This window comes from Collinsella aerofaciens ATCC 25986 (genome assembly GCF_964237925.1).
GTDB classification, from domain to species: Bacteria; Actinomycetota; Coriobacteriia; order Coriobacteriales; family Coriobacteriaceae; genus Collinsella; species Collinsella aerofaciens_BJ.
In genome coordinates this window covers 1-23,384 of sequence record NZ_CAXSKI010000019.1, presented here as the reverse complement: position 1 = coordinate 23,384, position 23,384 = coordinate 1, and the positions used below count along the sequence as shown (strand labels likewise).

At 57.3% G+C, this 23,384-nt stretch carries 20 protein-coding genes and 4 tRNA genes; 6 read left to right on the top strand and 18 right to left on the bottom strand.

What is annotated here, in order from left to right; all coding sequences use genetic code 11:
* Positions 1–2: 2 nt before the first annotated feature.
* The 3 genes from ACESWY_RS08735 to ACESWY_RS08725 all read right to left on the bottom strand — a co-directional run bounded on the left by ACESWY_RS08735 (position 3) and on the right by ACESWY_RS08725 (position 2,467).
* On the bottom strand, positions 3–299 hold the full coding sequence (locus ACESWY_RS08735; RefSeq protein ID WP_022095101.1) for a hypothetical protein: 297 nt from the start codon (positions 297–299) through the stop codon (positions 3–5).
* The gene (locus ACESWY_RS08730) at positions 286–2,319 is read right to left on the bottom strand and encodes an ABC-F family ATP-binding cassette domain-containing protein (RefSeq protein ID WP_250787757.1); all 2,034 of its coding nucleotides are present in this window, start codon (positions 2,317–2,319) and stop codon (positions 286–288) included. Before ACESWY_RS08730 ends, ACESWY_RS08735 begins: the two co-directional genes overlap by 14 nt.
* Before the next feature lie 75 nt (positions 2,320–2,394).
* Positions 2,395–2,467 (bottom strand) — tRNA-Ala (locus ACESWY_RS08725).
* Positions 2,468–2,719: 252 nt separating this feature from the next.
* Here ACESWY_RS08725 and ACESWY_RS08720 point away from each other — a divergent pair.
* Positions 2,720–2,795: transfer RNA gene (locus ACESWY_RS08720), tRNA-Ile, on the top strand.
* Positions 2,796–2,929: 134 nt separating this feature from the next.
* On the opposite strand, the gene ACESWY_RS08715 is transcribed toward ACESWY_RS08720, so the two are convergent.
* The 6 genes from ACESWY_RS08715 to ACESWY_RS08690 all read right to left on the bottom strand — a co-directional run bounded on the left by ACESWY_RS08715 (position 2,930) and on the right by ACESWY_RS08690 (position 8,519).
* Positions 2,930–3,002, bottom strand: a tRNA-Ala gene (locus tag ACESWY_RS08715).
* Between the two features lie 196 nt (positions 3,003–3,198).
* Positions 3,199–3,273 (bottom strand) — tRNA-Val (locus ACESWY_RS08710).
* Positions 3,274–3,411: 138 nt separating this feature from the next.
* On the bottom strand, positions 3,412–4,083 hold the full coding sequence (locus ACESWY_RS08705) for a DUF3825 domain-containing protein (RefSeq protein ID WP_350446093.1): 672 nt from the start codon (positions 4,081–4,083) through the stop codon (positions 3,412–3,414).
* 486 nt (positions 4,084–4,569) lie between these two features.
* Positions 4,570–4,869: a nucleotidyltransferase family protein gene (locus tag ACESWY_RS08700; RefSeq protein WP_227790876.1), complete on the bottom strand. Its 300-nt coding sequence runs from the start codon at positions 4,867–4,869 to the stop codon at positions 4,570–4,572.
* A gap of 1,160 nt (positions 4,870–6,029) precedes the next feature.
* A complete protein-coding gene (locus ACESWY_RS08695) occupies positions 6,030–6,746 on the bottom strand; it encodes a YfbU family protein (RefSeq protein WP_227790875.1) in 717 nt (238 codons plus the stop codon).
* A gap of 678 nt (positions 6,747–7,424) precedes the next feature.
* The gene (locus ACESWY_RS08690) at positions 7,425–8,519 is read right to left on the bottom strand and encodes an LPXTG cell wall anchor domain-containing protein (RefSeq protein ID WP_373094087.1); all 1,095 of its coding nucleotides are present in this window, start codon (positions 8,517–8,519) and stop codon (positions 7,425–7,427) included.
* 529 nt (positions 8,520–9,048) lie between these two features.
* On the opposite strand from ACESWY_RS08690, the gene ACESWY_RS08685 reads away from it, so the two are divergent.
* Both ACESWY_RS08685 and ACESWY_RS08680 read left to right on the top strand, forming a co-directional pair.
* The gene (locus tag ACESWY_RS08685; protein ID WP_118267980.1) at positions 9,049–10,164 is read left to right on the top strand and encodes an AAA family ATPase; all 1,116 of its coding nucleotides are present in this window, start codon (positions 9,049–9,051) and stop codon (positions 10,162–10,164) included.
* The gene (locus ACESWY_RS08680; RefSeq protein ID WP_117743949.1) at positions 10,157–10,954 is read left to right on the top strand and encodes a hypothetical protein; all 798 of its coding nucleotides are present in this window, start codon (positions 10,157–10,159) and stop codon (positions 10,952–10,954) included. The genes ACESWY_RS08685 and ACESWY_RS08680 overlap by 8 nt, the downstream gene beginning before the upstream one ends.
* A gap of 7 nt (positions 10,955–10,961) precedes the next feature.
* Here the strand turns inward: ACESWY_RS08680 and ACESWY_RS08675 are convergent, their stop codons facing one another.
* On the bottom strand, positions 10,962–11,171 hold the full coding sequence (locus tag ACESWY_RS08675; RefSeq protein WP_147357156.1) for a hypothetical protein: 210 nt from the start codon (positions 11,169–11,171) through the stop codon (positions 10,962–10,964).
* 170 nt (positions 11,172–11,341) lie between these two features.
* Between ACESWY_RS08675 and ACESWY_RS08670 the strand changes: the two genes are divergently transcribed.
* Positions 11,342–12,862 (top strand): hypothetical protein, encoded by a 1,521-nt coding sequence (locus tag ACESWY_RS08670; RefSeq protein WP_373094089.1) that lies wholly within the window; start codon positions 11,342–11,344, stop codon positions 12,860–12,862.
* A gap of 149 nt (positions 12,863–13,011) precedes the next feature.
* Here the strand turns inward: ACESWY_RS08670 and ACESWY_RS08665 are convergent, their stop codons facing one another.
* The 3 genes from ACESWY_RS08665 to ACESWY_RS08655 form a co-directional block, all read right to left on the bottom strand.
* The gene (locus ACESWY_RS08665) at positions 13,012–14,154 is read right to left on the bottom strand and encodes a hypothetical protein (RefSeq protein WP_373094091.1); all 1,143 of its coding nucleotides are present in this window, start codon (positions 14,152–14,154) and stop codon (positions 13,012–13,014) included.
* Positions 14,155–14,324: 170 nt separating this feature from the next.
* Complete coding sequence (locus tag ACESWY_RS08660) at positions 14,325–15,086, bottom strand: TIR domain-containing protein (protein ID WP_117636984.1); 762 nt, start codon at positions 15,084–15,086, stop codon at positions 14,325–14,327.
* 42 nt (positions 15,087–15,128) lie between these two features.
* On the bottom strand, positions 15,129–15,311 hold the full coding sequence (locus ACESWY_RS08655) for a hypothetical protein (protein WP_117636983.1): 183 nt from the start codon (positions 15,309–15,311) through the stop codon (positions 15,129–15,131).
* Positions 15,312–15,842: 531 nt separating this feature from the next.
* Here ACESWY_RS08655 and ACESWY_RS08650 point away from each other — a divergent pair.
* Together ACESWY_RS08650 and ACESWY_RS08645 are read left to right on the top strand one after the other, a co-directional pair.
* Positions 15,843–16,415: a hypothetical protein gene (locus tag ACESWY_RS08650; protein WP_373094093.1), complete on the top strand. Its 573-nt coding sequence runs from the start codon at positions 15,843–15,845 to the stop codon at positions 16,413–16,415.
* A gap of 505 nt (positions 16,416–16,920) precedes the next feature.
* A complete protein-coding gene (locus ACESWY_RS08645; RefSeq protein WP_316367210.1) occupies positions 16,921–17,370 on the top strand; it encodes a hypothetical protein in 450 nt (149 codons plus the stop codon).
* A gap of 136 nt (positions 17,371–17,506) precedes the next feature.
* Here the strand turns inward: ACESWY_RS08645 and ACESWY_RS08640 are convergent, their stop codons facing one another.
* From ACESWY_RS08640 to rfbB, 5 genes are all read right to left on the bottom strand, one after another.
* Positions 17,507–18,142, bottom strand: coding sequence for a HEPN domain-containing protein (locus ACESWY_RS08640; RefSeq protein ID WP_373094095.1), 636 nt, complete (start codon positions 18,140–18,142; stop codon positions 17,507–17,509).
* 276 nt (positions 18,143–18,418) lie between these two features.
* Positions 18,419–18,991, bottom strand: a complete 573-nt coding sequence (locus ACESWY_RS08635; protein ID WP_373094097.1) for a hypothetical protein — start codon at positions 18,989–18,991, stop codon at positions 18,419–18,421.
* Between the two features lie 344 nt (positions 18,992–19,335).
* Positions 19,336–19,971, bottom strand: a complete 636-nt coding sequence (locus ACESWY_RS08630; protein WP_373202300.1) for a HEPN domain-containing protein — start codon at positions 19,969–19,971, stop codon at positions 19,336–19,338.
* Positions 19,972–20,733: 762 nt separating this feature from the next.
* The gene (locus tag ACESWY_RS08625) at positions 20,734–22,188 is read right to left on the bottom strand and encodes a sugar nucleotide-binding protein (protein WP_373094101.1); all 1,455 of its coding nucleotides are present in this window, start codon (positions 22,186–22,188) and stop codon (positions 20,734–20,736) included.
* A 14-nt stretch (positions 22,189–22,202) separates the two neighbouring features.
* Positions 22,203–23,225: a dTDP-glucose 4,6-dehydratase gene (gene rfbB / locus ACESWY_RS08620; RefSeq protein ID WP_373094103.1), complete on the bottom strand. Its 1,023-nt coding sequence runs from the start codon at positions 23,223–23,225 to the stop codon at positions 22,203–22,205.
* Between the last annotated feature and the right edge of the window lie 159 nt (positions 23,226–23,384).

Below are 23,384 nucleotides of genomic sequence, written 5' to 3'. Positions count from 1 at the left end.
TCCTAGCGGACGCGGCGCGAGGCGCGCGTGAGCAGGTAGTCAATTACAAACAGGATGACGGCGACGATAGCGTAATCCAGGCGGAAGACGCCGCCAAAGGGAGAGGTGATGACGCCGTAGCCGGCGATGGCGCTCGGCAGCGCGCGCGAAAGCTCAACGACAAAGCCCACGATCTGCAGCTTGGCGGTCAGGCCGCTAAAGCACAGCAGCACGGTCATCGCGCTCATAAAGATGCCGCAGATACGACAGGCGATGGCGATGATGCTCATCGCCACGGCGGTGGCCTTACGAGAGTTCACGCGCGGTCTCCTCTTCAATCTGTGTGGAAAGCTCGAGCCATTCGTCCTCGAGCTTGGGCAGCTCTTGCTTAAGGCCGTTATATTCCCCCAGCGCGGCGTTGAACTTATCCTGATCGGCATAAAGCTCTTCACTTGCCATCAATTCCATAAGCTCGTCATAGCGGGCGCGCTTTTTGTCGAGCTCCGCCTCGATCTTCTTAAGCTGGTTGCGCACGCCCTTGAGCTTTTTGTTGAGCGCAGCGCGGGCCTGGGCCTCGGCGCGCTTTTGCTCCTTGGTCTTTTTGCCCTCGGCAGGTTTAGGCGCCGCGGCGGGGGTGTCGGCCTGGGCGGCGCTGGCTTTGGTGGACTTGGCCGCGGCAGGCGCGCTCTCCCCTGCGGCCTCGGCGGCGGCGCGGGCTGCGAGATCCTCGCGCTTGTAGAGGTAGTAGTCGTAGTCGCCGTCGTAGACCGTGACCTTGCCATCGCGTATGTCGATCACGCGGTTGGCAACGGCGCGTACCAGGTGCTCGTCGTGGCTGATCAGCACGATGGTACCAGGGAAGTTTTGCAGGGCATTCTCGAGCATGTCCACCGAGTCGATGTCCAGGTGGTTGGTGGGCTCGTCCAGGCACAGGAGCGCCTCGGGGGCCACGAGCATCTTTGCCAGGGCCAGACGCGCCTTTTCGCCACCGGAGAGGACGCGGACCTGTTTTTCGATTGCATCGTTGTCGCTAAACAGGAAGGCGCCCAGCAGGCTGCGCTGCTGCGGCACGGTCCACTTGGGCGTGACGGTGTCGATCTCTTGCAGGACGGTGTTGGACTCGGTCATGCCCTCGAGCGCATGCTGGGCATAGTAGGCGACGCCGACGTTGGTTCCCAGGTCGCGGGTGCCGGTGGTGGGCGGCTCCAGACCGGCGAGGATCTTCATGAGGGTGGACTTGCCAGCGCCGTTGGGGCCGACGAGTGCCACGTGCTCACCGCGGTAGAGCTTAAGGTCGATGTCGCTGTAGATGTGCTTATCGCCGTAGGACTTGGAGACGCCCTCTAGGCCCACGACCATGTCGCCGGAGCGTGGCGGATCGGGGAACTTAAAGTCGATGTGCTTGTGGCCCTCGGGCAGGATGACGAGCTCCTTTTTAATCTGCTCGATCTTGCGGATGCGCTCCTGCGCCTGGGCTGCCTTGGTGGGCTTGTAGCGGAACTTGTCGACGAAGACCTGCATGTGGGCGATGTCGCGCTCCTGGGCAGCGCGCTTGGCGCGCATCTGCTCCAGGTTGTCCTCGCGCTGCTTAAGGTAGCTGCTGTAGTTGCCGGTGTAGGTGGTCACGCGGCGGTTCTCGAGGGCGGCCACGTGGTCGACGCAGGCGTCCATGAAGGCGCGGTCATGGCTGACGATGAGGACGGCGCCATCGTAGTTGGCGATAAAGCCGCGCAGCCATTGGACACTCTCGAGGTCCAGGTGGTTGGTGGGCTCGTCCAGCAGCAGCAGGTCGGGGTGGCGCAGGAAGAGCTTTGCCAGCGCGATGCGCATCTGCCAGCCGCCGGAGAACTCGGAGCACAGGTGCTCAAAGTCGGTGACCTTAAAACCCAGGCCGGACAAGATCTTGCGGGCGTTGCTCTCGAGTTCGTAGCCGCCCAGATGCTCAAAGCGGTCCTGGACCTGGCCATACTCGTTGAGGAGGGCGTCGACGTCTTTGCCCTGCTCGGAGAGCTCGGTGATCTGGGCCTGCAGCTCGTTAGCGCGCACGCCCATGCGGCGGATTTCCTTGGCGGCGGCCATGACCTCGGCAAGGATGGTGGTGTCCTTTTGCTCCAGGTTAGTTTCCTGCTCTAGATAGCCTACCTGGCAGTCCTTGGCGTACTGGACCTGGCCAGCGTCTGGGCTGTCGATGCCCATGATGATCTTGAGCATGGTGGTTTTGCCGGCGCCGTTGGGGCCCACGAGCGCAAAACGCTCGCCGGGGTTGATCTGGAATGACGCGCCGCTAAAGAGGACGCGCGCGCCGAAGCTTTTTTCGATCTTGTCGACCAGGAGGATCATGGTGCCGCCTTTGACCTTGTGTGCCTATATGAAAAAAGGCCCCAACTTGCGTTGGAGCCTCATTCAATGCTCGGGTGGAGACGAGGGGGATCGAACCCCTGACCTCTTGACTGCCAGTCAAGCGCTCTCCCAGCTGAGCTACGCCCCCGTGCGAACAAGTACTATACGGGAACACCGGCGGCGATGCAAGGACAATTTTGGAAAAACTTTCCGCGGCTGCGCCCGGCGGCCGGCCCGGGGCGCTGGAAGCAGGCAAGAGGGCCAAAGGCGGCACCATGATCCTCCTGGCGGACAAGATCGTGCGTTGAACGACCAACGCGCGCATGGTAGTATCTTTCATCGTGGTGCGAAACTAATTCAAATGGATAGCCACCATTACTATCGTTGCCACTAACTTCAAGGGCTCTTGGCGCAACGGTTAGCGCAGGGGACTCATAATCCCTGGGTTCTGGGTTCGAATCCCGGAGGGCCCACCAGAATTTACAGAAGGCCAGACACTAAGTCTGGCCTTCTTCTTTTTATATAGCTTAAATATCGGTCGATAGGAGACCTTGTGTTCCAATATGAAAAAAGGCCCCAACTAGCGTTGGAGCCTCATTCAATACTCGGGTGGAGACGAGGGGGATCGAACCCCTGACCTCTTGACTGCCAGTCAAGCGCTCTCCCAGCTGAGCTACGCCCCCGTGCGAAGAAGTACTATACGGGAACACCGGCGGCGATGCAAGGACAATTTTGGAAAACTTTCCGCGGCGCCGCCCGGCCCCCGTCCAACGGCGTCTCGGACAACATGGATTCGATCATGGTGTCGGTTTTTAGTGTCACACTTGGTGTCAAAAAGAAAAAGGCCAGAGGCTTAATACCTCTGACCTTTGCTTTTGATGGTGGGCGATACAAGATTCGAACTTGTGACCCCATCCGTGTGAAGGATATGCTCTACCCCTGAGCCAATCGCCCGTCGCCTTTTGGCAAAAGAGATACTATCATAGCCGCGCGTGGTTTACCAAGAACTTTTTGCCCTCGATTTTAAATTCGTGGGCTTTGGCTGCTCTGGCGCAGTCCAAATAAACAGCAAACCCGCAGCTCAACGAGCCTTTACCGCTTGATCCACGAGGTCTCGGGGCGGCAGATGAGTCGTGCGTTGTTGTAGGCCATATCGAGCGTGAGACAGGTGCGCGCAGCGTAGAAGCCGTCCTCGCGCTGGATGGTCAGCGCCAGCTCGGGCTTGTCGCCGGTCAGGCACAGCGGCAGCAGCAGCTGGATTCGGCCTCCATAGAACTGCGGCACGGCGAGCGTGTAGTTGGCGGCGGCGCGACGGGCGGCCTCGACGACGGCGCCCTCAAAGGCACGGCGCAGCAGCAGCGAGTTGCCCTCCCCCATCAGGCTGGCGGGGATGCGCGTGAGGTTTTCCTCGTCGCCCAGAATGTGGTCGATGTTGGAGCGGATCGGCAAGCGGTAGTCAAAGACCAGCTCGGAGGGGTCCTCGGCAAAGCGCACGCGGCACGGCAGGTACTCAAACGAGACCAGCATGGGGTCGCTCTCCTTAAAGAAGCCCTTCAAAAACCAATGCTGGCGCGCGTCGGGCTTGGAATTGGGCTCAAACAAGCCGTAGATGGTCTCGTAGCGGCGCGTGTACAGGCCGGTGTTGAACAGGCAACGGTCGTCGTCGAACACCAGCGGCAGGTTGGACGGCGCGGTCTGGTCTACGTCGCGCTCGGTCAGAAACACCGCGCGGCTAAACGAGAACGACAGGTAGTTTTTGAGGATACGGTTGTTGGGACCCCAGTCCTAGGGATCGGCGAGGTCTACCAGGCGGTCGTAACAGGGCTCGGGGCAAAACGCAAAGTCGTAGATATTACTGCACAGGGTGCTGGGGATCTCCATGTGGTGTCCAATCCAATTGATAACCTTCGTGCGGATGCTTTGATTCTATACGTATGACACGTCGCCGATACGCGCAACGCGATTGCATCGAGGTTTTTTGGCGAGTCAGGCCATCGCCGGCGCGATGAGGCCGGCCGCGCCGGCAAAGCACCCGCCCAGCAAAACGCATAGGCAGACCAAAGCAGTAAACAGGATGTAGTGTCGGCTGGTGTGGAACGCGGCAGCAAGCATGACCGCTCCGACCTTCGCAAGAGCCAATGGAAACTGCGCCAATAAATTGCCTGGCAGCAGTAGTTATTGGTGTAGCGAGATCAAAATATGCGAGCTTCGCAATCAAAAAGAATGACCTCGATGAGTTCCTCATCCCATTTACGCCGCTTCATAGAGACGCACCTCATCCTTTTCAATGCTCTTGCGGAATGCAGGACGCATATGCTCGGGAGGGTTGGTGACAATCTCAACATCTCGCACAAGCTCTTCTTCGAGCTCAAGGGAGAGTTCGAATAGCGTGCCGAACGTCATTGTTTCACCGCAGACTAGACGCAAATCAATATCGCTATCTGGCGTTTGCTCGCCACGGGCGAAGGAGCCAGATAGGTATGCCTCGCGGACGTCGTAACGAGACAGCGCACGAGAAACAGCAGCGGATATGTCGACAAGAGTAATCAAGTCTTAATTTTACTTACCGATTGAATGGAAGGCAATCGCCATCCGCCCGTTCCGCAGGCCGGTGATTAGAGAGGGGCTGTATCCGGCAGCATGCGGCAAAATCTGAAGATGCCATACGTAAGGGAGATTGGCAAAGTCTCTAACCGCGGTTTTATTGACAAAAATCGGGTTGTGCTCAGGGATTGCTTATTTTTCCTCGCGCTTCCGAAATATAGGCATTTTGGCAGCGATCTGAGGTGCCTTTGAGCGCCATGCTGATGTCGCCGAGCCAAGAGCAATTGGTTAACGGACAAGCTGGGGCACGCGTTCTAGTATTTCAATAGCCAATGCCGAGGGGACACGTTAAGATGTTGTCAGTAAACCCGCCTGGCCTCTGCTTAGCATGCACACTGGCGGGTCTTTTTTAAGTCCTTGGAGCCGAGACGAAGTACGAGAAGCCATTCCTCACCTACGACGAACAGGCGGACCTGCTGATCTCGCGCGGCCTCATGGCAGACCGAGAAGAACCCGTCGGCAAACTCGAGCACGTGGGATAATAGCGGGCACGCTCGGAGTCAGCGCCAAGGTGGCCGAGTTCTGCCTCGTGGCGCTCAACACCGTGAGGAACTACTGCTGCGCCCACCATGGCCGCCTCTGGAACAAGACGCTTGGCACCAAACCCATGATCCCAAGGGATGACACCGCCTGGCACGAGCCCCACGAGGAATGGCGAGCCGTGGGCTTCGGAGAGGGGTTGATTTCCGATCTCAGCCGAACACATTGATCGGATAGGCCGTTTCCGCAGCCAGCCGAACGCCCCCGAGTCCCCTCCCGGGACTCGGGGGCGGCATTTTCCCAGTTGAAGGAACGGTGGAGATGTTTTTCGATGGGTCCGGTGGCCATGCCCCGCCCTCCGCCCGGCACCTCTTCCCAGACTCAGCCGGACGGTCGGCCCGCCTATTACATTTTCCCCTTCAGGCCAGGACAGCGGGGCATCGCCCCTCTATGCGTGCGCCCGCCCTATCAGCCCCGGCGTCAGGTCGAGCTCGCTGAGCGGCACGTCCTCCACGCCGTAGGCCCCCCGGCAGCTCCCGGCCGTCCCGTGGACACTCCAGCCCTTGATGTATTCGTTGATGTACTACAGAATTCGTCCGATGTCTTCAGACATCGGCTGCTCCCTCCTAGTAGCCAGAGTCGTAGCGCTGCGCAGCGATGACCTTCTCGATCTCGGCGAGGCCGAGGAAGCGGTCGCCGAGCATATGCTTGCGCCAGAGGGGCTTGAAGCAGTGAAGCATGCGGCGGTACATCTCGAGGCGGGGACCATGCGAGTTCCCGCCATCCGAGTACTTCCTCAGAGGCTCCGCGAGCTCCTCATAGCGCTTGTCCGCAAAGAGGTGCTTCACGTAGCCGGCGAGACGCCCCTCCTCCATGTCGTTGTAGTCGAAGCCTTGAGGCGAGATGTCGCGCTCGTCCACCTCGGCCTTCTCATCTTCAGGCAGGTCCTCGTATGAGGCCCTGAGGACGCGGAACATGTCGAGGATGTCGTACAGCTCCTCGCAGCGTGAGTTGGGAATCTCCGGTCGAAGCACGGCGAATGCCTCCGGGTACTCGCGCACGTAGCCCTTCTCGAATATCTGTGCATTGCGCTTGTGGTAAGCGGCATCCTCCTCGTCCTCCGAGAGGGCGGCAAGGATGAGCTCCTGGTCGCGGAGGATGAGGCGGTTGACCGGCGCTATGGTCAGCGGGGCCATCTCCTCGGGGTAATCAGTGCGGGGGCTACCCACCATTGATCCGAGGGCTTCGGTGACCACTCCTGAGATGGTGCCACCCGATTCGTGGGCCAATCCCTCGAGTTTGGCCTTGAGGTCATCACTGACTCGGATAGAGATGGTTGCCATTGTCTACCTCCTTAATGGTGTCCTACTGTCATGTATTATTGTATTACACTTACACGGTGACGTCAAATAGTCGGAGCCTGCCGGTTTGTGACCGGCCTGGAGAATGCTCGCAGCGGCAATCGTTGCGGGCATTTATCTTGCCCGCACGGGATGCGGGAGGTTCAGACGTGGAGTCCTCCAATCTCCCGGGGCCGGCTGATCCGGCCCTCAGGGCATCGGATTCCCACATTCATCGGTACACTCACAGATGAATGTGGGAGGTGTTCGGATGAAGTTGATATTCAATGGGCTTCGGAGACAGTTGGGAGAAGTGCCCTGTCTGGTTAAAGTGGCTAATCAACGAAAAGGCCGATGAATGCTTCAACGAAGAGATCCAGCAGAACGAAGGGCAGCAGGACTAGACAAAGGGGCGCGGCCAGCAGCGTGGTCATGCCCAATGGCAGCGCTTGTTGCGGCTGCTCGCGCGTTATGCCAGGATTTCGTGCACGCGCTTCTGCACCGTCGAGTAAAGGCTACGAACGAGCTGGGGCACGCTATGGCTGCCATATCTTGAGCAATTAAAACTGTCCGTTCAACAGTAGGGGTGCGCCGGCGTCAGCCGGTGTGCCCCTACTTTGGGAAACGTAAAACTCGCTTTTTGTCGGTTGCCTCTCCCCTCTTCCAGCCCAAACGGGTGCCTCAGCAGCGGCGTGCGGCACCTAAAAGCGCTGTCCCCAGCAGGAAAAGCGCCACGGAAGCGGCGATCCAGTTGCTGTTGCCGGTCTTGGGGAGTACCACTGTGGTCGCGGTGGCGGACTTGGACTTGGACGGCGTGGACACTGTGGTCTTGGTTACTGTCGTAGTTGTCTTGGTTGTCGCGGCCGCGGGTTTCAGCGTGGGATTTGCCGTGGTTCCTGTGGTGGGCTCTCCGGCAGCGGGGTTAGCATCGGCGGGAGACTTTTCCGCCCCACCGCCCGGTACCTCGCCCCTGTCCGTCTCCCCCGCCGGAGACGTGGCTACATCGGGCTCAATCACCACATGCGGTGCCACCGCACCGGTGGCATCCACCACGCCACCAGCTCCAAATGCCCCACCAGCAGGCGCCATAAACCGCGCGGAAACAAGCGACCCGCCCGTGCACGCAACGCCGCCGTCGGCACCGGCCGCATCGAGCCACGAGGCAGCGACGGAAAGCCGGCAGCCAGCCGCGCCAGCACCAATGCCCAGATCCTGCAGATACACGCCGTAGGCGCGCACGCCCGCTCCGGACCCGGCTCCCGCGGCGACGACGCGCCCGCGGCCGCGCACGGCCATGTCGCCGGCGATCACGCCGGCCACGGCCTCGTCCGTGACGTCGGCCCCGTCCGCCCGGGCATCGACGGCGCAGCCGTCCACCACGAGCGCCCGCGAGACGTGGATCGCGCACTGCGAGCCCGATGCCGCCAGGGACCCGGTGCCGCGAAGCGTCAGGCTGCCCCACACCTCCATGCCGCACTGCGTGATGTCCGCATCGGGCGCATTCGACTCCGTCACCGAGTTTTGCCCGGCGAGCGTCACGACCAGGTCGCCGTCGGCGGCGGTGGCGTCGCCCGCGTAGCCGTCAAGCTCCAGATGGCCGGCATCGGTCCAGGCCCAGCCGGGGCCCGACACGCCCGGCTCGCAGTACGTCGCGCCCGCGATAAACAGGCTCTCCGCGCCCGCGGCACAAGAAGGCCCGCCCAGCAAAACGCATAGGCAGGCCATGGCAGCGATCGCGATGTGATGACGGCCGGTGTGGGACTCGGCGGCAAACATAGCCGCTCCGATCTTCGCAGGAGCCAATAGAATATGCACCAGAAAAATGCCCTGGTAGCAGCACCTATTAGTTTAGCGAGATCGATGCGGGAGCAAAGAGAAATCGCGTGGGCAATGTCCACAATTAGGTGTAAATCGTTTTGCCAGCCGGTGAAAGGGAGAATCAGCTTCCGAATTCGCCCTTCACGTTTCTGATGATGTTGTTTGATAAATGGTTCCGATAGTCCATAAAAGATGGTTCATAATAGATTTAGATGAAAAACCTTCGGATTTGTAAGGCGGGGTCGCTGAGACGGTACCGCCTAGTTTTATCAGCGTGCGCCTAACGATCGAGATCACATTCTCCCTCGCGCGCGAAGAAGTCTTGCCCTGCGAAGACTATGATCGGTTGGACAGGCCCGGCGTATATCGCGTACTTCCGTAGTTTTTCTTCGGAATATCCGTATTAAAAATACGGGCAAATTGACCAATTTGCTAAGCTACTTTATCCTGTGTTTCAAATAGACTCAGAAAGCAGAGGAGCCGTGCCATGCTCAAGAAGTTTTCGGTTTCAAATTTCAAGTGCTTCAATAAGCGAATTACATTTGATCTATCCGATCCCGCCAACTATTCATTCAATCAACAGGTAATTCAGGATGGCATTAAGGCAAAGGGCATCATATATGGTGCGAATGGCAGTGGAAAGTCCAATTTCGCCCTCGCGATATTCGACATTGTTCTGCATCTGACCGACAAGGAAAAGCTGCTCAAAAAATACTCGCCATACCGGTGCCTTAATTCAAAGAGTTCAATTACAGAGTTTCAATACGATTTTGTCTTCGACAATATCGAGGTCGTATACCGCTACGGGAAAACCGACCCACAGACGCTTGTATACGAGAGTCTGTACATTGCTGGCGTGGAGGTCTTGAGCTACAGGTTCGACGCTCAAACGGGCCATGTTGACCTGCCGGGCGCCGAGTCCCTCTCGCTTTCTACCGATCTCCCCACTGAGTCCGACAGGCTGTCGCGTGTCAAATATGTCAAGAGCAATGCAATACTGCGAGATGAGCCGTCTGCCAGGGCGTTTAGAGCCTTCACCTCCTTTGTCGACAACATGCTCATGTTCTACTCGCTCGATGAGCGTGGATATCAGGGGCTTTCGGTTGGCTCGGATATCTTTACCCAGGGCATTATTCGCGAAGGAAAGATGGAGGACTTCCAAGAATTCTTGCGCCAGCAGGGAATCTCCCTGAACCTCGTATCCGTGGACGTGAATGGAGTTCCCGAGCTTTATTGCAGGTTCGAGGGCGGTACCGTTCCGTTTGCGTCGGTCGCCTCGACAGGCACCATGTCACTTGCTCTGTACTACTACTGGTATATCAAGATGAGCAAGGCTTCCTTGGTCTTTATCGATGAATTCGATGCCTTTTATCACTTTGAATTGTCCCGGTCGATCGTGGAGATGCTACGGGACCTTGAGGGTGTCCAGGTTTTCATTACGACGCACAACACGGACCTTTTGACGAACGACCTCATGCGTCCCGATGTCTATTTCATTCTCAAGGAGGGGGAGATTCGCTCGCTGGAAAAGCTAACACCCAAGGAGCTCAGATTGGCGCATAACCTCCAGAAGATGTTTAAGGCCGGTGCTTTCGATGGCTAGCCCGGTCACGCTCTTCATCGTTGAAGGAGAGTCGCGTGACCTGCGCTTTGCGGAGAAGATGAAGGATCTTTTTCTGAAAGGGAGAGATGACCTGAGGGTGATCTGTCTGCCAGCGGCGCAGAACATCTACATGCTTTACGAGCGGCTTGCAGAGGAGGACTTCGATCTGGATGTTGTGGAGGTACTGAGAGAAACGGTGCCTTCTGCTGCAAAATGTCTAGAGGGCGTGGAGAGGGATTCTGTTGATGAGGTCTTTCTCTTCTTTGACTACGACTCTCATCAGAACAATGCGCCTGGATGCGAGTCCGATGCCCTTGTGGAGGCGATGCTCCTCGCATTCGATAACGAGCACGAGAGCGGAAAGCTCTATATAAGCTACCCGATGGTCGAGGCACTGTACGATTATCGCGCAGGGCAGTGCCAGGCGCATTCAGGCTGTTTTGTTGACAACTCGGAAATCGCTCAATATAAAAATAAGTCGGGAGAGGGAAACGTTAACGTGGGGAAGCACATGGAGCTTCCCCAATGGAAAGATGCAATCGCTGCCTTCGTATTGAGATGCAAGTGCCTGCTCGGTCTCGATGAGGTTTCATTTGAGACGTATCGAGAGCTGGTTACGGTCGATGCGATCTTCCGCGAGGAGAAAAGGATGCGGATCGAGGACGGTTCGGTGTTTGTGCTATCGGCTTTTCCAGAGTTTCTGCTCGACTATTTCGGTGATAAGTTCTTTAATTCCATGGCTCCGATGCGCCACCTTAAGTTCGATGATTGCCCCCGAGGAAATGGATGAGACGCAATTAATCTCGCGGGTACAGGTTCTCCTGTCTAAATTGTGAACTCGGCATAAGAGACGTTGTTGGCCATGCCCCGGACAGCATCCAGTCGATGATGTTCTCTTGCCTGATGCCGCCGCGACCTCCCACGTCAACGCGGTCGAGCGTGAGCGGGGTCTTCGGATAGTTGTTCCGAATCGCCTGCAGCGGCGCGAGCTCGGGAAAGTACCTCACTATCAGCTTCCCCCACTCCGACTTCGGGTTCACGCAGGTGATGTGGAACCCGTTAAGCCCAGCTTGGACAAGCTGTTAGGAGACTGGCATTTCGCCTGCGTCGATCTCGAGAGGATCGGCGACAAGGTTGCGAACAAGGACTGGAAAGGTCATTATGAGGGGTAAATAAGATGACAGACAACACGTATTCGGGAACTCTAAAATTCAAAGATGTTGATTTTGTCTTTGTGTTCGATGGCTCTGAGGTTGTTCTCATCCCGCCCAAAGAACGCAAGAATGACATTATGTGGGGTTGGCTAAAAAAAGAAATTTGCCCCGGTGTGTATACATCCGGCGACCCTTTGACTGTTGATGTGCCTTATCTTGACGGCTTCTGCAACGAGACAAGCAAGCGATTGATCTTTTTGACCAGGGAGGAATCGACTGTCGGAAGTCGAAATTCGACTCTGTATATCAACGTTGCTGGGTATCTGGAATGTAGCCCGAATACCAATGGTTTTTGCAGGATGACTCTATCCGGCAGGGCCTTGAATTACATTCATCCGGTTAATAGGGCATTCTCGCAGGTATTTGATTCTGACGACCTTACAGAAAAGGGAATCATCTCTATCAGGACAAATGGATTCGACAGAACTTCGACCGTGAAGAGAGCATTTCGCTTTGAGGGCAGAGATATCGCGGCGTATTTCTCAGTTGGGTGGACATGCAGTATGAAAATTAGTACTCCACCCATCACCCTTAATTCCAGCATGATTTTCGAGTTTGATGAAACGGACGATTACTGGTTTTTCTATCGCCTGTGGCATGCAGCAGAAGACTTCCTCAAATATCTGACATTCAGCAAAAACACACTAATTGAGGATTGCAGCCTGCAGGCTATGTACGACGACTCGCATTACCCCAGCACAGCTGAATTCAAGCTAGCGAGATCCTCAGAGCCATTTGATACCAAGCCTCTTGAAAAAGGTCGATATATTCAGCTGTCTTTGCTGGACCCGTATGAGATTAAAATGTTTGGAGCGATTGCAGACGGAGAAATCTACCTAAGGCATATTCCTGAAACATACGAAAAGGGACATACGCTCGATGCATCGGACTTCGTGCTGACTTCCGCAGCATTTGAATGGGAATTTGACCAAGCGTATCCAAGCGGAGTTGTCAAATCAGAAGCTCGAGTGGCTGCTGAGCAACGAGCATCAGCTCAGATGGATGAATGCATTAACCAAAGCTCCGGAAAAGCTAAAAAGATATTGAAATATGCAAAGAAGAGCATCGGCTTTAGCAATCTGGAATCGAAGATAGTACAGGCTGGTCGAGATTTTCATGAAATGATTGGGGTATTTGGGGAAGGTCTATACAAAAGGAATGATGAGGAATTTTCCTACGAAGTCATTGGAAGCAGGCTGGCTGAGCAAAGAAATGACTTTGCCCATGGAAACATTGACAAGGATTTCAAAGGTGCTGCCATTCTTGATTTGCTGCTTCTACGCTATCTTGTCTATGCAATGCAGCTGAAGCGCATCGGTGTCTCAGCTGCAAATACTCGCAGAGCGATAAATGAGCTATTTGGCTTAATGTATTACCTCCCTGCAGAAGACGGTGACACGGAGACGGTGGCCAAGAACACTGAGATAAATGAGCCGAACAACGAAACCGAAGGCAATGCAGACGAAATCGTAGAGGCGGAATAGAATGGTTCCCGACTGCGGAATGTACGGATTGCTGCCGTATCCTTAGTAATTAAAACTGTCCGTTCAGTAGTAGGGGCGCGCCGGCGTTAGCCGGTGCGCCCCTACTTTGGGAAACATAAAACTCGCTTTTAATCGGTTGCCTGCGTAGCTCAAAGCGGGAACAACCGCCATGACGATGCATGCGATACCGAGCAGCGGTGCGCGGCAGCTATAAGCGCTGCTCCTAGCAGGAATAGCGCTAATGAGGCGGCGATCCAGTTGCTGTCGGCGGTCTTGGGGAGCGTGGCGGTGGCGGCGCCGGCAGCCTTGGCCTTGGATGGCGTGGACACCGTGGTCCTGTTTACTGTCGTTTTGGTTGTCGTGATCGTCTTGGGCGTCGCAGTCGCGGGCTTCAGGGCGGGATCCGTCGCGGACCCGGCACCGGGCTGCCCACCGGCAGGACCGGCGCCACCAGCCGGCTCGCCCGCGCCACCGGGCACCTCGCGCCCGTCGGTCTCCCCCGCCGGCGCCGTCGCGCCCTCGGGCTCAACCACCACATGCGGTGCCACCGCACCGGTGGCATCCACCACGCCACCAGCTCCAAATGCCCCACCAGCAGGCGCCATAAACCGCGCGGAAACAAGCGACCCGCCCAAGCACGCAACACCGCCATCGGCACCGGCCGCATCAAGCCACGAGGCGTCGACGGAAAGCCGACAGCCGGCCGCGCCATCACCAAGACCTAAGTCCTGCAGATACACGCCGTAGGCGTGCACGCCCGCTCCGGACCCGGTGCTCGCGGCAACGACGCGTCCGCCGCCGCGTACGGCCATGTCGCCTGCGATCACGCCGGCGACCGTCTCGTCAGTAATATCGGCCCCGTCCGCCCGGGCATCGACGGTGCATCCGTCCACCACGAGCGCCTGCGAAACGTGGATCCCGCACTGCGAGCCCGTCGCCGTCAGGGTCCCGGTGCCGCGAAGCGTCAGGTTGCCCCACACCTCCATGCCGCACAGCGTGATGTCCGCATCGGGCGCATGCGACTCCGTCACGGAGTTCTGCCCGGCAAGCGTCAGCACCAGGTCGCCCTCGGCGCCGATGGCCTCGCCCGCGTAGCCATTAAGCTCCAGGTGGTCGGCATCGGTCCAGACCCAGCCGGGGCCCGACACGCCCGGCTCGCAGTACGTCGCGCCCGCGATAAACAGGCTCTCCGCGCCCGCGGCACAAGAAGGCCCGCCCAGCAAAACGCATAGGCAGGCCATGGCAGCGATCGCGATGTGATGACGGCCGGTGTGGGACTCGGCGGCAAACATAGCCGCTCCGATCTTCGCAGGAGCCAATAGAATGTGCACCAGAAAATGCCCTGGTAGCAGCAATTAATAGTTTAGCGAGATCAATGCGGGAGCAAAGAGAAATCGTGTGGGCAATGTCCACAATTAGGTGTAAATCGTTTTGCCAGTCGGTGAAAGGAGGGATCAACGGATTAGATATCCATCTTATTAAAGTCGATGGAATATCCCATGGACTTGAGTTCTTTCAAGAGGCCGAACTCCCAACTGTCTGTTCCGGTATAAACGACGCCCTGTAGATCGGAGGGAATCTCGATACCTTTGTCAACAAGAATTGCAACGTTTTCCCTGCCAAGCCGACCAATAAAGTATCCGGCTTCAAATACAACATTTTGTCTAGCCCTGGGCTTTTCCGACTGTTCTGCCTGGGCTCTTCCTTCGTCGTCCGCCGTAAAAAGGCATACCGCTCCTGCTGCATCGCCTTCAATTTCCAGCTTTTCGATGATTGTCTTGCCCTGATTTGACTGCTCGTTTAGGACAACCGCCGTCAGGCCCTGCCTTTCGATGATTCTCGCGACCCTTTCTCTAAGCTCTCCGTTGTGACCATGAACGATAAATACCTTCGAATAATCTCCAACATTTGCAGTCGATCCGGTTTCCCCTTCGTCTGAAAACTCATCAAGGTATGTCTCCAGCACAGCTTTTGCACTGCGCAGGCCGTCCGCACAGGCTTCAACGAAAGCCGAGTCGGGCGTACCGGAGGTGAAGAAAGACAACGAGTAGCTGATTTTGTTAAAGCTTTTAAATTCGTAGCTGTCTTTTCCAAATCGCCTAATTAAAAGCCTGTCCGCCCTTGTCTTCCATGCTTTAAAGTCAGGCGAACTAGAGCTGATGTATTTCTTTGAAAGTTCGTCTGCTGTTTCGCACAACTGCTGCAAAATTTCAAAATCAGACATTAAGCCTTCTTTCTATAACCAATAACGGAGCTAAGAAGCATCTTATTCCAATGAGCGGCCAAATCTCTTTACTGTTTCCTCGGTGCCCCTATCGGAGATGGACTTGCCCAGTGCGAACTCAATAGCGTCCAGCAAAGCCATGACGCGAGCTTTGAAATAGGCATCAAAGTCATCATTAATGAACGCATCCCAGTCAATGAGATTCGATTCGATGACGGAGTTCACAGTGTTCGATGTCAGCTTTCTTAACGAATTTCGCTGAGTAGACGCTGGGGGCAGCGCCTCCAATTTCTGTGCCCGAATAGGAGTACGAGCGCGTCGGTCAAGATGCATTCGGTGGTCAACATGGCGGGATCTATCTGCGAGCGGAAAACAAGGGGCGCTGCTAATGGTAGCGCCGCTCGCATCATCAAAGAAGAATCGTTATCGATTGTCTCTGGGACTTTTCGTTCAAAACCAGAGCATGTCGACTACTGCTTATCGAAGTACATCCACCCTACAGGCTGCATTAGATCGTAATAATCGACGGGCGTTTTGAAGCGAATCCTGCCCAAATAACCACGCTTTTCAGCAACCAACTGCATCTGTCTGCGTCACGGCAAACTCTTTGAATTGGCGTTGCGGCAAGTTTGTCTTAAGAAAATAAGGCTGTTAAGACAAACCCATTTTGACGTTTACGTAACGTCGACCATCGATCAAGCCGTATTATTCGGAGTTAGAATTATCGCCCCACGACGCTGAGCCGGTGACCATCCAATGATTTTTGGCATCGATATAGACATCGCCAATCTGATTGTCCAAGCATTCATCGGACTCGTTACCTTGGTGGCCTTGATTGTCGCATTCTGGCAAGGCAGCCAGAGCAAAAGGAACAGGGAGGACGACATCAAGCGGTATCAGCCATCCCGCATATCGGCATGGTACGAAGGGGGTCGAAACCGTACCGGTCAGCCCGAGGACAATCGATTCGTCTGGCAGTTCGTCGTGCTTCGAAACGAAAGCGAGTCCCCCGTCTACGACGCAATCGTCACCTGCGTCGGGATTAGCGGAGCCGGCCCCTCTTTCAAAGGAGAGGACAACCGCCCCGTTTTTCCCAACCGCGTCTGCGTCGGCACGCTTCCTCCTGGAGCATGGTACATATGGCTCCCGACGGAAGGGCACGGAATGGGAGTACGCACGGCGCCCGAAACGGCTTTCATCGACGCAAACGGAACATCGTGGGTTCGGCGAGGCAACGGAAGGCTCGAGGAGATTCCTATGGAGCCGGCCTCGTTCTACAGGCTGTCCCTCCCCTTGCCCTGGCGCGGATGCGAAAAGCTGACCGAGTAGCCCCTTGGCATCGTCGCTTCAAGCATTGGGTTTTCCGAACTGAGACGCGACCTTCTCCAGCCGTTCCGGATAACGGGAAAGTCAGAAACACTCGGGTCTACGGGGCGGGATCGCGAGGGCGACTCCGCCCTATTTTTCCGATGCACCCATGAATTGATGCGAGATCGGCATCGTTTCCTCGAAGCGCTTACTTACAGATCTATGTTGGACCATTTGCATGACTCCAAGTAGATATTAAAAAACCCGTTGCCGGAACAAGCCGGTAACAGGCTCACTTTGCTACAACGCTATAAAGAGTGCCAATATCGAAAGTCAATTTATAATCCTACAGCGATGTGAATTCACGATCGGACCTCGCATCGATGCACCGGGGCCGCTGTTCGTGACCAAGCCCGACCATGACGGCGAGGCGGTCGACGAGTTCAACGAACCGCGTTCGGGCATAAAGTTCAATTTGGTAATCGGTGAGATCCTGGCATAGGAGGCATGGATGGAAGTGAGGTCGATGTTGAGCGAAGACGGCCGAATCATCAGGGTGGACAACCCGTGGTGGTCGTTTTACATCGATACCAAGCTGGCCCCGGAGCTTGATAAGCACAGGTGCGGGAAATGGATGTTCTTCTTCAATGATATTGAGTTCGTAGAGGAGGTCTGCCGTGAAGCGGCTCTCGGTAAGGTGGTTGCTGAATGCAAGCACAGCTCCTGCGAGACCCTCGCGAAGGGCAGGCGCGGTGTCGCGTGCTTCTATTTGAATATGGACGACGACGAAGCGCATCGCCGCGTGATCGCATTCATGTTGGAACAAGACCTGATTCGGAGAACGAAGTCGGGAAAGCTGTTCAACATCGGCTTCAAGCTTGATGATCAGACGCGAGCGAGAGAATATGAGGCCGCTTTCAAGGCGCAGATCAGACTTGGCGACTTTATCGACCTTGAGTCTGGCGAGTTTCTTTAGCAATCCCGCTGTGATGCTACGTTAATTTACTGGTTATGATTCACAACTATCGGACGTTAAATTTCTGGTTGGGGCCGGTGGTCAAATCGATCCCAACCAATGGTTTTACAAACGATAAAGAGCGGTCTCCAGCCACTTATTTACCATTCTCGACAAGATAATCGAAGTCAATCAGTTGAAGCTGCTCTACGAACTTCTCCAAATACGAGACGACTTCCTCGTCGTTCACGAATAGCGGCCTGTCCTGCGTCAGTCCGCCTGATTTGTCCTGCGGATAGCGGAGACTGATGCCGTTGTCATCGATGTCGGCAATGGCATTTACAAAAGCACCCATGTTCTTGATGGTTCTATTGTTTTCACGGCACTTTTGCTTCGGAAACCTCGAGAGCAAGGAATTCCACAGGTTTCTAAGGCTGTGGTCTTTCTTAGGCTTAGCCCCACATTTTTTTATCGCCCTCTTGATTGAAAGCTCAATACAGTGCCTTGTGAGGAACATCACCGGAATCGCGTAGGAATGCTCCAGGAACACATACATGCCCGGCCTGTCGGTCGCTCTCCTCCCGGCGGCCGCAAGCTCCTTGGCGGCATTGAGGAAGGATTTAATGAATTCATCGTCGAACCTGTCGGCTTTAAGTTCGTCTTTCACTAGGGCAGACGAGTCCAACAGCGTGAAATACCTTAAAGTGGGGTCATCAAGGCCATCCATCTGAGGCTTCATGACCTGCTGATCCTTGTATTTAGGGAAAACATGGTCATTGAACATGCTATCCATCAGAGAATCTCTCCTGTCTTCGCGTCCATCCTCGCCCCCGACCTCGGGTTGGTGAAATCGTATACGGCCTCGCTATCATGGTCGGGCTCGATCACGAACAGCGGCCCGACACGAGCACGTCGGCCAAGATGCGTTCGGTGGTCAACATGACGGGGCCTATCTGCGTACGGAACATAAAAGAAGCGGCGCTGCTAATGGTAGCGCCGCATGCATTATCAAAGAAGAATCGTTATCGATCGTCTCGGGGACTCTTCGTTCAAAACCAGAGCGTGTCGATTACCATTCATCGAAGTCCATCCACTCCACAGGCAGCATCAGACCGTAATAATCGACGGGCGTTTTGAATCGAATCCTGCACAAATGACCGTCACTCTTCCGCACCCAACTGCGTCCGTAGCGATCGGTGAAAGCCACCTCGCAGCCGAAGGTCTTATGCATCGAGCAATCGAGATACCCGATGCGCCTCACGGTTTTGCCCGGAGCAACAGACGAGAGTAGAACTCTGCAGTCACACCCCTCGACGTCCCTCCCGTCTTGAGGCCCGGCACCTTGGACGAGCACGGCAGTGAGGATAACTTGGTAAACGACGTCGTTGCTATTGTTCATCACTTCTAGTCCGAACTGCGGCCCGAAATCAACCCTGCACCTGCCAACCGTGGCCGTCTCCCCCTCGGGCATCCTGACCACACGGGCACAGATGGTCGAGGCCTGGCTCCGCGCGGCCGCCCGGCGGCCCCGTATCAGCGTGACAATCCACTGGAGGAGAGTGAGCGCCAACGAGAGGAAAGCAACAGCCGTGCCGAAATCGATTTGACCGTTGAAACTAATTACAACGCTATCTGGGAACATTTGGTCAACCCATCCGCCAGCGCCGCCGCCTCAAGGAGAGGCTTCCGGTCAACGGGCCCCACTTGGCGAACGCTCGCTGCTCCCGCCGCACATCCCGCATTCTGTCCGCAGACCTCTCGTGAAGCCCGGGGTAAAAGAGCACGCGGTAGAGCTCGTAAAACCCTTCTCCAGGCATATCATCGTCGGAGCGCACGATATCACCGTCTCCTTCCTCTACAGATTCCGCCTTATCGTGACCTTATAAAACCTCGTGTCTGGATTCACCAGGGCTTTTGCAGGATTTGATCTGAAACCATAATTCCAACCAATGGTTTTACAAACGATAAAGAGCGGTCTCCAGCCACTTATTTACCATTCTCGACAAGATAATCGAAGTCAATCAGTTGAAGCTGCTCTACGAACTTCTCCAAATACGAGACGACTTCCTCGTCGTTCACGAATAGCGGCCTGTCCTGCGTCAGTCCGCCTGATTTGTCCTGCGGATAGCGGAGACTGATGCCGTTGTCATCGATGTCGGCAATGGCATTTACAAAAGCACCCATGTTCTTGATGGTTCTATTGTCTTCACGGCACTTTTGCCTCGGAAACCTTGAGAGTAAGGAGTTCCACAGGCTCGTTAGGTTGTGGTCCTTCTTAGGATCAGCCCCACATCTTTTTATCGCCCTCTTGATTGAAAGCTCAATACAGTGCCTTGTGAGGAACATCACCGGAATCGCGTAGGAATGTTCCGGCATCACATACATGCCCGGCCTGTCGGTCGCTCTCCTCCCGGCGGCCGCAAGCTCCTTGGCGGCATTGAGGAAGGATCTAATGAACTCATCGTCGAACCTGTCGGCTTTAAGCTCGTCTTTCACCAGGGCAGACGAGTCCAACAGCATGAAATTCCTCAAAGTGGGGTCATTGAAGCCATGCATCTGAGGCTTCATGACCTGTTGATCCTTGTATTTAGGGAACACATGGTCATTGAACACGCTATCCATCAGAGAATCCCTCCTGTCTTCGCGTCTATCCTCGCCCCCGACTTCGAGTCGATGAACTCGTCCACAGCCTCGCCATAATAGACCAATAGATAGTACATCTGAGCTGATGCGGTGCCCACAGCGATGCCAGAAACTCAGACGCCCATGAATGGCGGGGAAACGTTACGAGATGGATAACGCTCCAGAGCGCATAAGGTCCGGCTACTTTGCTCGACCGGCGACGAAGCCCCATTACAGTCAGAAACGAGCTATTCGATACCCCGTTGATGCATTTCCCGGTGTCGCATACGATGCAAGCAAGCCCGTCTGGGCCGCCGATCGGGCGCCCGCGTACGGCCGTCTTTCCCTGCCCCGAAGAGGGCCCGGGGGGTATTGCCGACGCAGGCGTCGCCGTTTCAGACAACTGATAGGAAACTGCCGGACCTCAGGGAAGATGGCCACGGCCAGGTAATGTGGGTGTCGCGGGAAACGGCTTCCGATCGACCGACGATTGGAGGATACCATGGCCAACAACGCAGCGCCCGCGAGGAGGGCCGTCCTCTAGCTCGATGTCGGGAAGTCCTTCCACTGGGCCCGAATGCTCACCCGGGACGGGCAGGTCGCCGTCAACCGCCCCGTCGCGAACTCCTAGCATGAGCTCGACAGGCTGTTCTCACTTGGTGACCACCGCCGCACTTACCGGCACAGAGCTATACGCCAGGCACAAGAAAAGCCGCCGTTAAAGAACGGCGGCTTTGATTCTCGCATATTTATTAAGAGCGACTAGAGCGTCTTGAGGTACTCCCCCAGCTCTTCCTCCCAGTCGGGCATGTGGAAGCCGACCGACTCGAGCCTGGACAGGTCGAGAGCGGAGTGGACCGGGCGCGGGGCGATGGGGCCCGCGGCGCTCGCGTAGTAGTCGGCGGTCGAAACCGGCAAGACCTTCTCGCCGTTGCCGTTGGCGGCCTCGAAGACGGCGCGGGCGATATCGGCCCAGGACTTGACGGTGCCGGAGCCGGTGCAGTCGTAGGTGCCGTAGGGGGCGTGCGTCCCCAGCACGTGGAAGATGGCCTCGGCCATGTCGCGCGTGAAGGTCAGGCGGCCCAGCTGGTCGTCAACGACCGTGACCTGCGTGAGCTTATCCTCCGGGTCGGCGACGCGGTCGGACAGCCCCTTCATGGTCTTGACGAAGTTGTGCCCCTCGCCGATGACCCAGGAGCTGCGCATGATGTAGTGGCGCGGGCACCCGGCCACGGCGATGTCGCCGGCGGCCTTGGTCTGGCCGTAGACGGAAAGCGGGCTGAGGGGCTCGTCCTCTGTGTGGACCTCGGCCGTGCCGTCGAAGACGTAGTCGCTGGACACGTGGACCAGGGTGATCCCGTGCTCGGAGCAGGTGCGGGCGAGCATGGCGGGGCCGGTGGCGTTGGCCTTCCAGGCGGCCACGCGGCCCTCGGGGGTCTCGGCCCTGTCGACGGCCGTGTAGGCGCCGCAGTTGATCACGGTGCCGTAGAGCGACCAGTCGTACTGCGCGTAGGCGTCCGGGTCTGACATGTCGAAGGTGTCAATGTCGCAGAAGTCGAAGTCCTTGGCGACGCCGCGTTCCTCCGCCAGCGCGCGGACCGCATGGCCCAACTGGCCGTTGCAGCCGGTGACGAGGGTGCGCTTCGGCGCCATGGGGACGACGTCCTTGAGGTACGGGTGGTTGAGGTCGGCCTCGGATACGGTGGCCTCGTCGAGGGGGATCGGCCACTCGATGGCGAGCTCGGGGTCGGCGAGGTTCACGAAGGTGTAGGTCCTCTTGAGCTCGAGCGACCAGTGGGCGTCCACCAGGTAGGTGTAGGCGGTGCCGTCCTCCAGGGCCTGGAAGGAGTTGCCCACGCCGCGCGGGACGTAGATGGCCCTGGACGGGTCGAGCGTGCAGGTGAACACCTTGCCGAAGGTCTCGCTGCCCTCGCGCAGGTCCACCCAGGCGCCGAAGACGCTGCCGCGGGCCACGGAGATGAACTTGTCCCAGGGCTCGGCGTGGATGCCGCGGGTGACGCCGCGGCTGTCGTTGTAGGAGATGTTGTTCTGGACGACCCTGAGGTCCGGGATGCCCAGGGCGGTCATCTTGGCGCGCTGCCAGTTCTCCTTGAACCAGCCGCGCGAGTCGCCGTGGACGGCCAGGTCGACGACCTTGAGGCCCCCGATGCCGGTCTCGGCGACGGAGAGGTCCTTCTCGAATGCGATGTCTGCCATGTCTCTCTCCCCTCCTACTGGCCCTGTGCGCGGTAGCGCGCCTCGGTGGCCTCCTTGGCAGGGCGCCACCAGGACTCGTTGGCGACGTACCAGTCGATGGTCCGCTTGAGCCCCTCGGCGAAGTCGGTGTGCGCCGGCCTCCAGCCGAGCTCGCGCTGCAGCTTGGTCGAGTCGATGGCGTAGCGGCGGTCGTGGCCGGGGCGGTCGGCGACCCAGTCGAAGTCCTCGGGGTCGCGGCCCATGGCCGTGAGGATCATGCGCAGGACGGTGATGTTGTCCCTCTCGCCGTCGGCGCCGATGAGGTAGGTCTCCCCCATGCGGCCCCTGGTGAGGATGTCCCAGACGGCCGAGGAGTGGTCCTCGGTGTGGATCCAGTCGCGGACGTTCTCGCCGCGGCCGTAGAGCTTGGGCTTGACCCCGTCGATGATGTTGGTGATCTGCCTGGGGATGAACTTCTCCACGTGCTGGTAGGGTCCGTAGTTGTTGGAGCAGTTGGAGATCGTGGCGCGAAGGCCGTAGGTGCGCGTCCAGGCGCGCACGAGCATGTCGGAGGACGCCTTGGTGGAGCTGTACGGCGAGCTCGGGCGGTAGGGCGTCTCCTCGGTGAACTTGGCGGGGTCGTCGAGCGCCAGGTCGCCGTATACCTCGTCGGTGGACACGTGGTGGTAGCGGATGCCGTGCTTGCGGACGGCCTCCAGCAGGCGGAAGGTGCCCTCGACGTTGGTGCGCAGGAACGGCTCCGGGTCGGCGATGGAGTTGTCGTTGTGGCTCTCGGCGGCGTAGTGGACGATGGCGTCGTGGCCCGGGACGATCCTGTCCAGCAGCGCGGCGTCGCAGATGTCGCCGACGACGAGCTCCACGCGGTCGGAGGGCAGCCCGGAGATGTTCTCGGGGTTGCCGGCGTAGGTCAGCTTGTCCAGGACGGTCACGTGGACGCCCGGGTGGTTGTCGACCACATAGTGCACGAAGTTGCTGCCGATGAAGCCGCAGCCGCCCGTGACGATGATGTTCTTGGGCTCGAAGAGCTCTTCAGACATGTTTCTATCTCCCATTGAATCGGATTAGTACTCGCGCGGGCTGTTGACGATCTCGCCGGCGGCGACCTTCTTCAGGTGCCGGCCGTAGACCGACTTGCCGTAGGCCTTCGCGGCCTCCTCCAGCTCGGCTGTCGTGATCCAGCCGTTCTCCCAGGCGAT

Bases quoted from the DNA above. Each gene is read 5' to 3' on its own strand.
- ACESWY_RS08730 (WP_250787757.1), bottom strand. From the start codon at position 2,319: ATGATCCTCCTGGTCGACAAGATCGAAAAAAGCTTCGGCGCGCGCGTC.
- ACESWY_RS08695 (WP_227790875.1), bottom strand. From the start codon at position 6,746: ATGGCAACCATCTCTATCCGAGTCAGTGATGACCTCAAGGCCAAACTC.
- ACESWY_RS08690 (WP_373094087.1), bottom strand. From the start codon at position 8,519: ATGTTTGCCGCCGAGTCCCACACCGGCCGTCATCACATCGCGATCGCT.
- ACESWY_RS08685 (WP_118267980.1), top strand. From the start codon at position 9,049: ATGCTCAAGAAGTTTTCGGTTTCAAATTTCAAGTGCTTCAATAAGCGA.
- ACESWY_RS08680 (WP_117743949.1), top strand. From the start codon at position 10,157: ATGGCTAGCCCGGTCACGCTCTTCATCGTTGAAGGAGAGTCGCGTGAC.
- ACESWY_RS08670 (WP_373094089.1), top strand. From the start codon at position 11,342: ATGACAGACAACACGTATTCGGGAACTCTAAAATTCAAAGATGTTGAT.
- ACESWY_RS08665 (WP_373094091.1), bottom strand. From the start codon at position 14,154: ATGTTTGCCGCCGAGTCCCACACCGGCCGTCATCACATCGCGATCGCT.
- ACESWY_RS08660 (WP_117636984.1), bottom strand. From the start codon at position 15,086: ATGTCTGATTTTGAAATTTTGCAGCAGTTGTGCGAAACAGCAGACGAA.
- ACESWY_RS08650 (WP_373094093.1), top strand. From the start codon at position 15,843: ATGATTTTTGGCATCGATATAGACATCGCCAATCTGATTGTCCAAGCA.
- ACESWY_RS08645 (WP_316367210.1), top strand. From the start codon at position 16,921: ATGTTGAGCGAAGACGGCCGAATCATCAGGGTGGACAACCCGTGGTGG.
- ACESWY_RS08640 (WP_373094095.1), bottom strand. From the start codon at position 18,142: ATGGATAGCATGTTCAATGACCATGTTTTCCCTAAATACAAGGATCAG.
- ACESWY_RS08635 (WP_373094097.1), bottom strand. From the start codon at position 18,991: ATGTTCCCAGATAGCGTTGTAATTAGTTTCAACGGTCAAATCGATTTC.
- ACESWY_RS08630 (WP_373202300.1), bottom strand. From the start codon at position 19,971: ATGGATAGCGTGTTCAATGACCATGTGTTCCCTAAATACAAGGATCAA.
- ACESWY_RS08625 (WP_373094101.1), bottom strand. From the start codon at position 22,188: ATGGCAGACATCGCATTCGAGAAGGACCTCTCCGTCGCCGAGACCGGC.
- rfbB (WP_373094103.1), bottom strand. From the start codon at position 23,225: ATGTCTGAAGAGCTCTTCGAGCCCAAGAACATCATCGTCACGGGCGGC.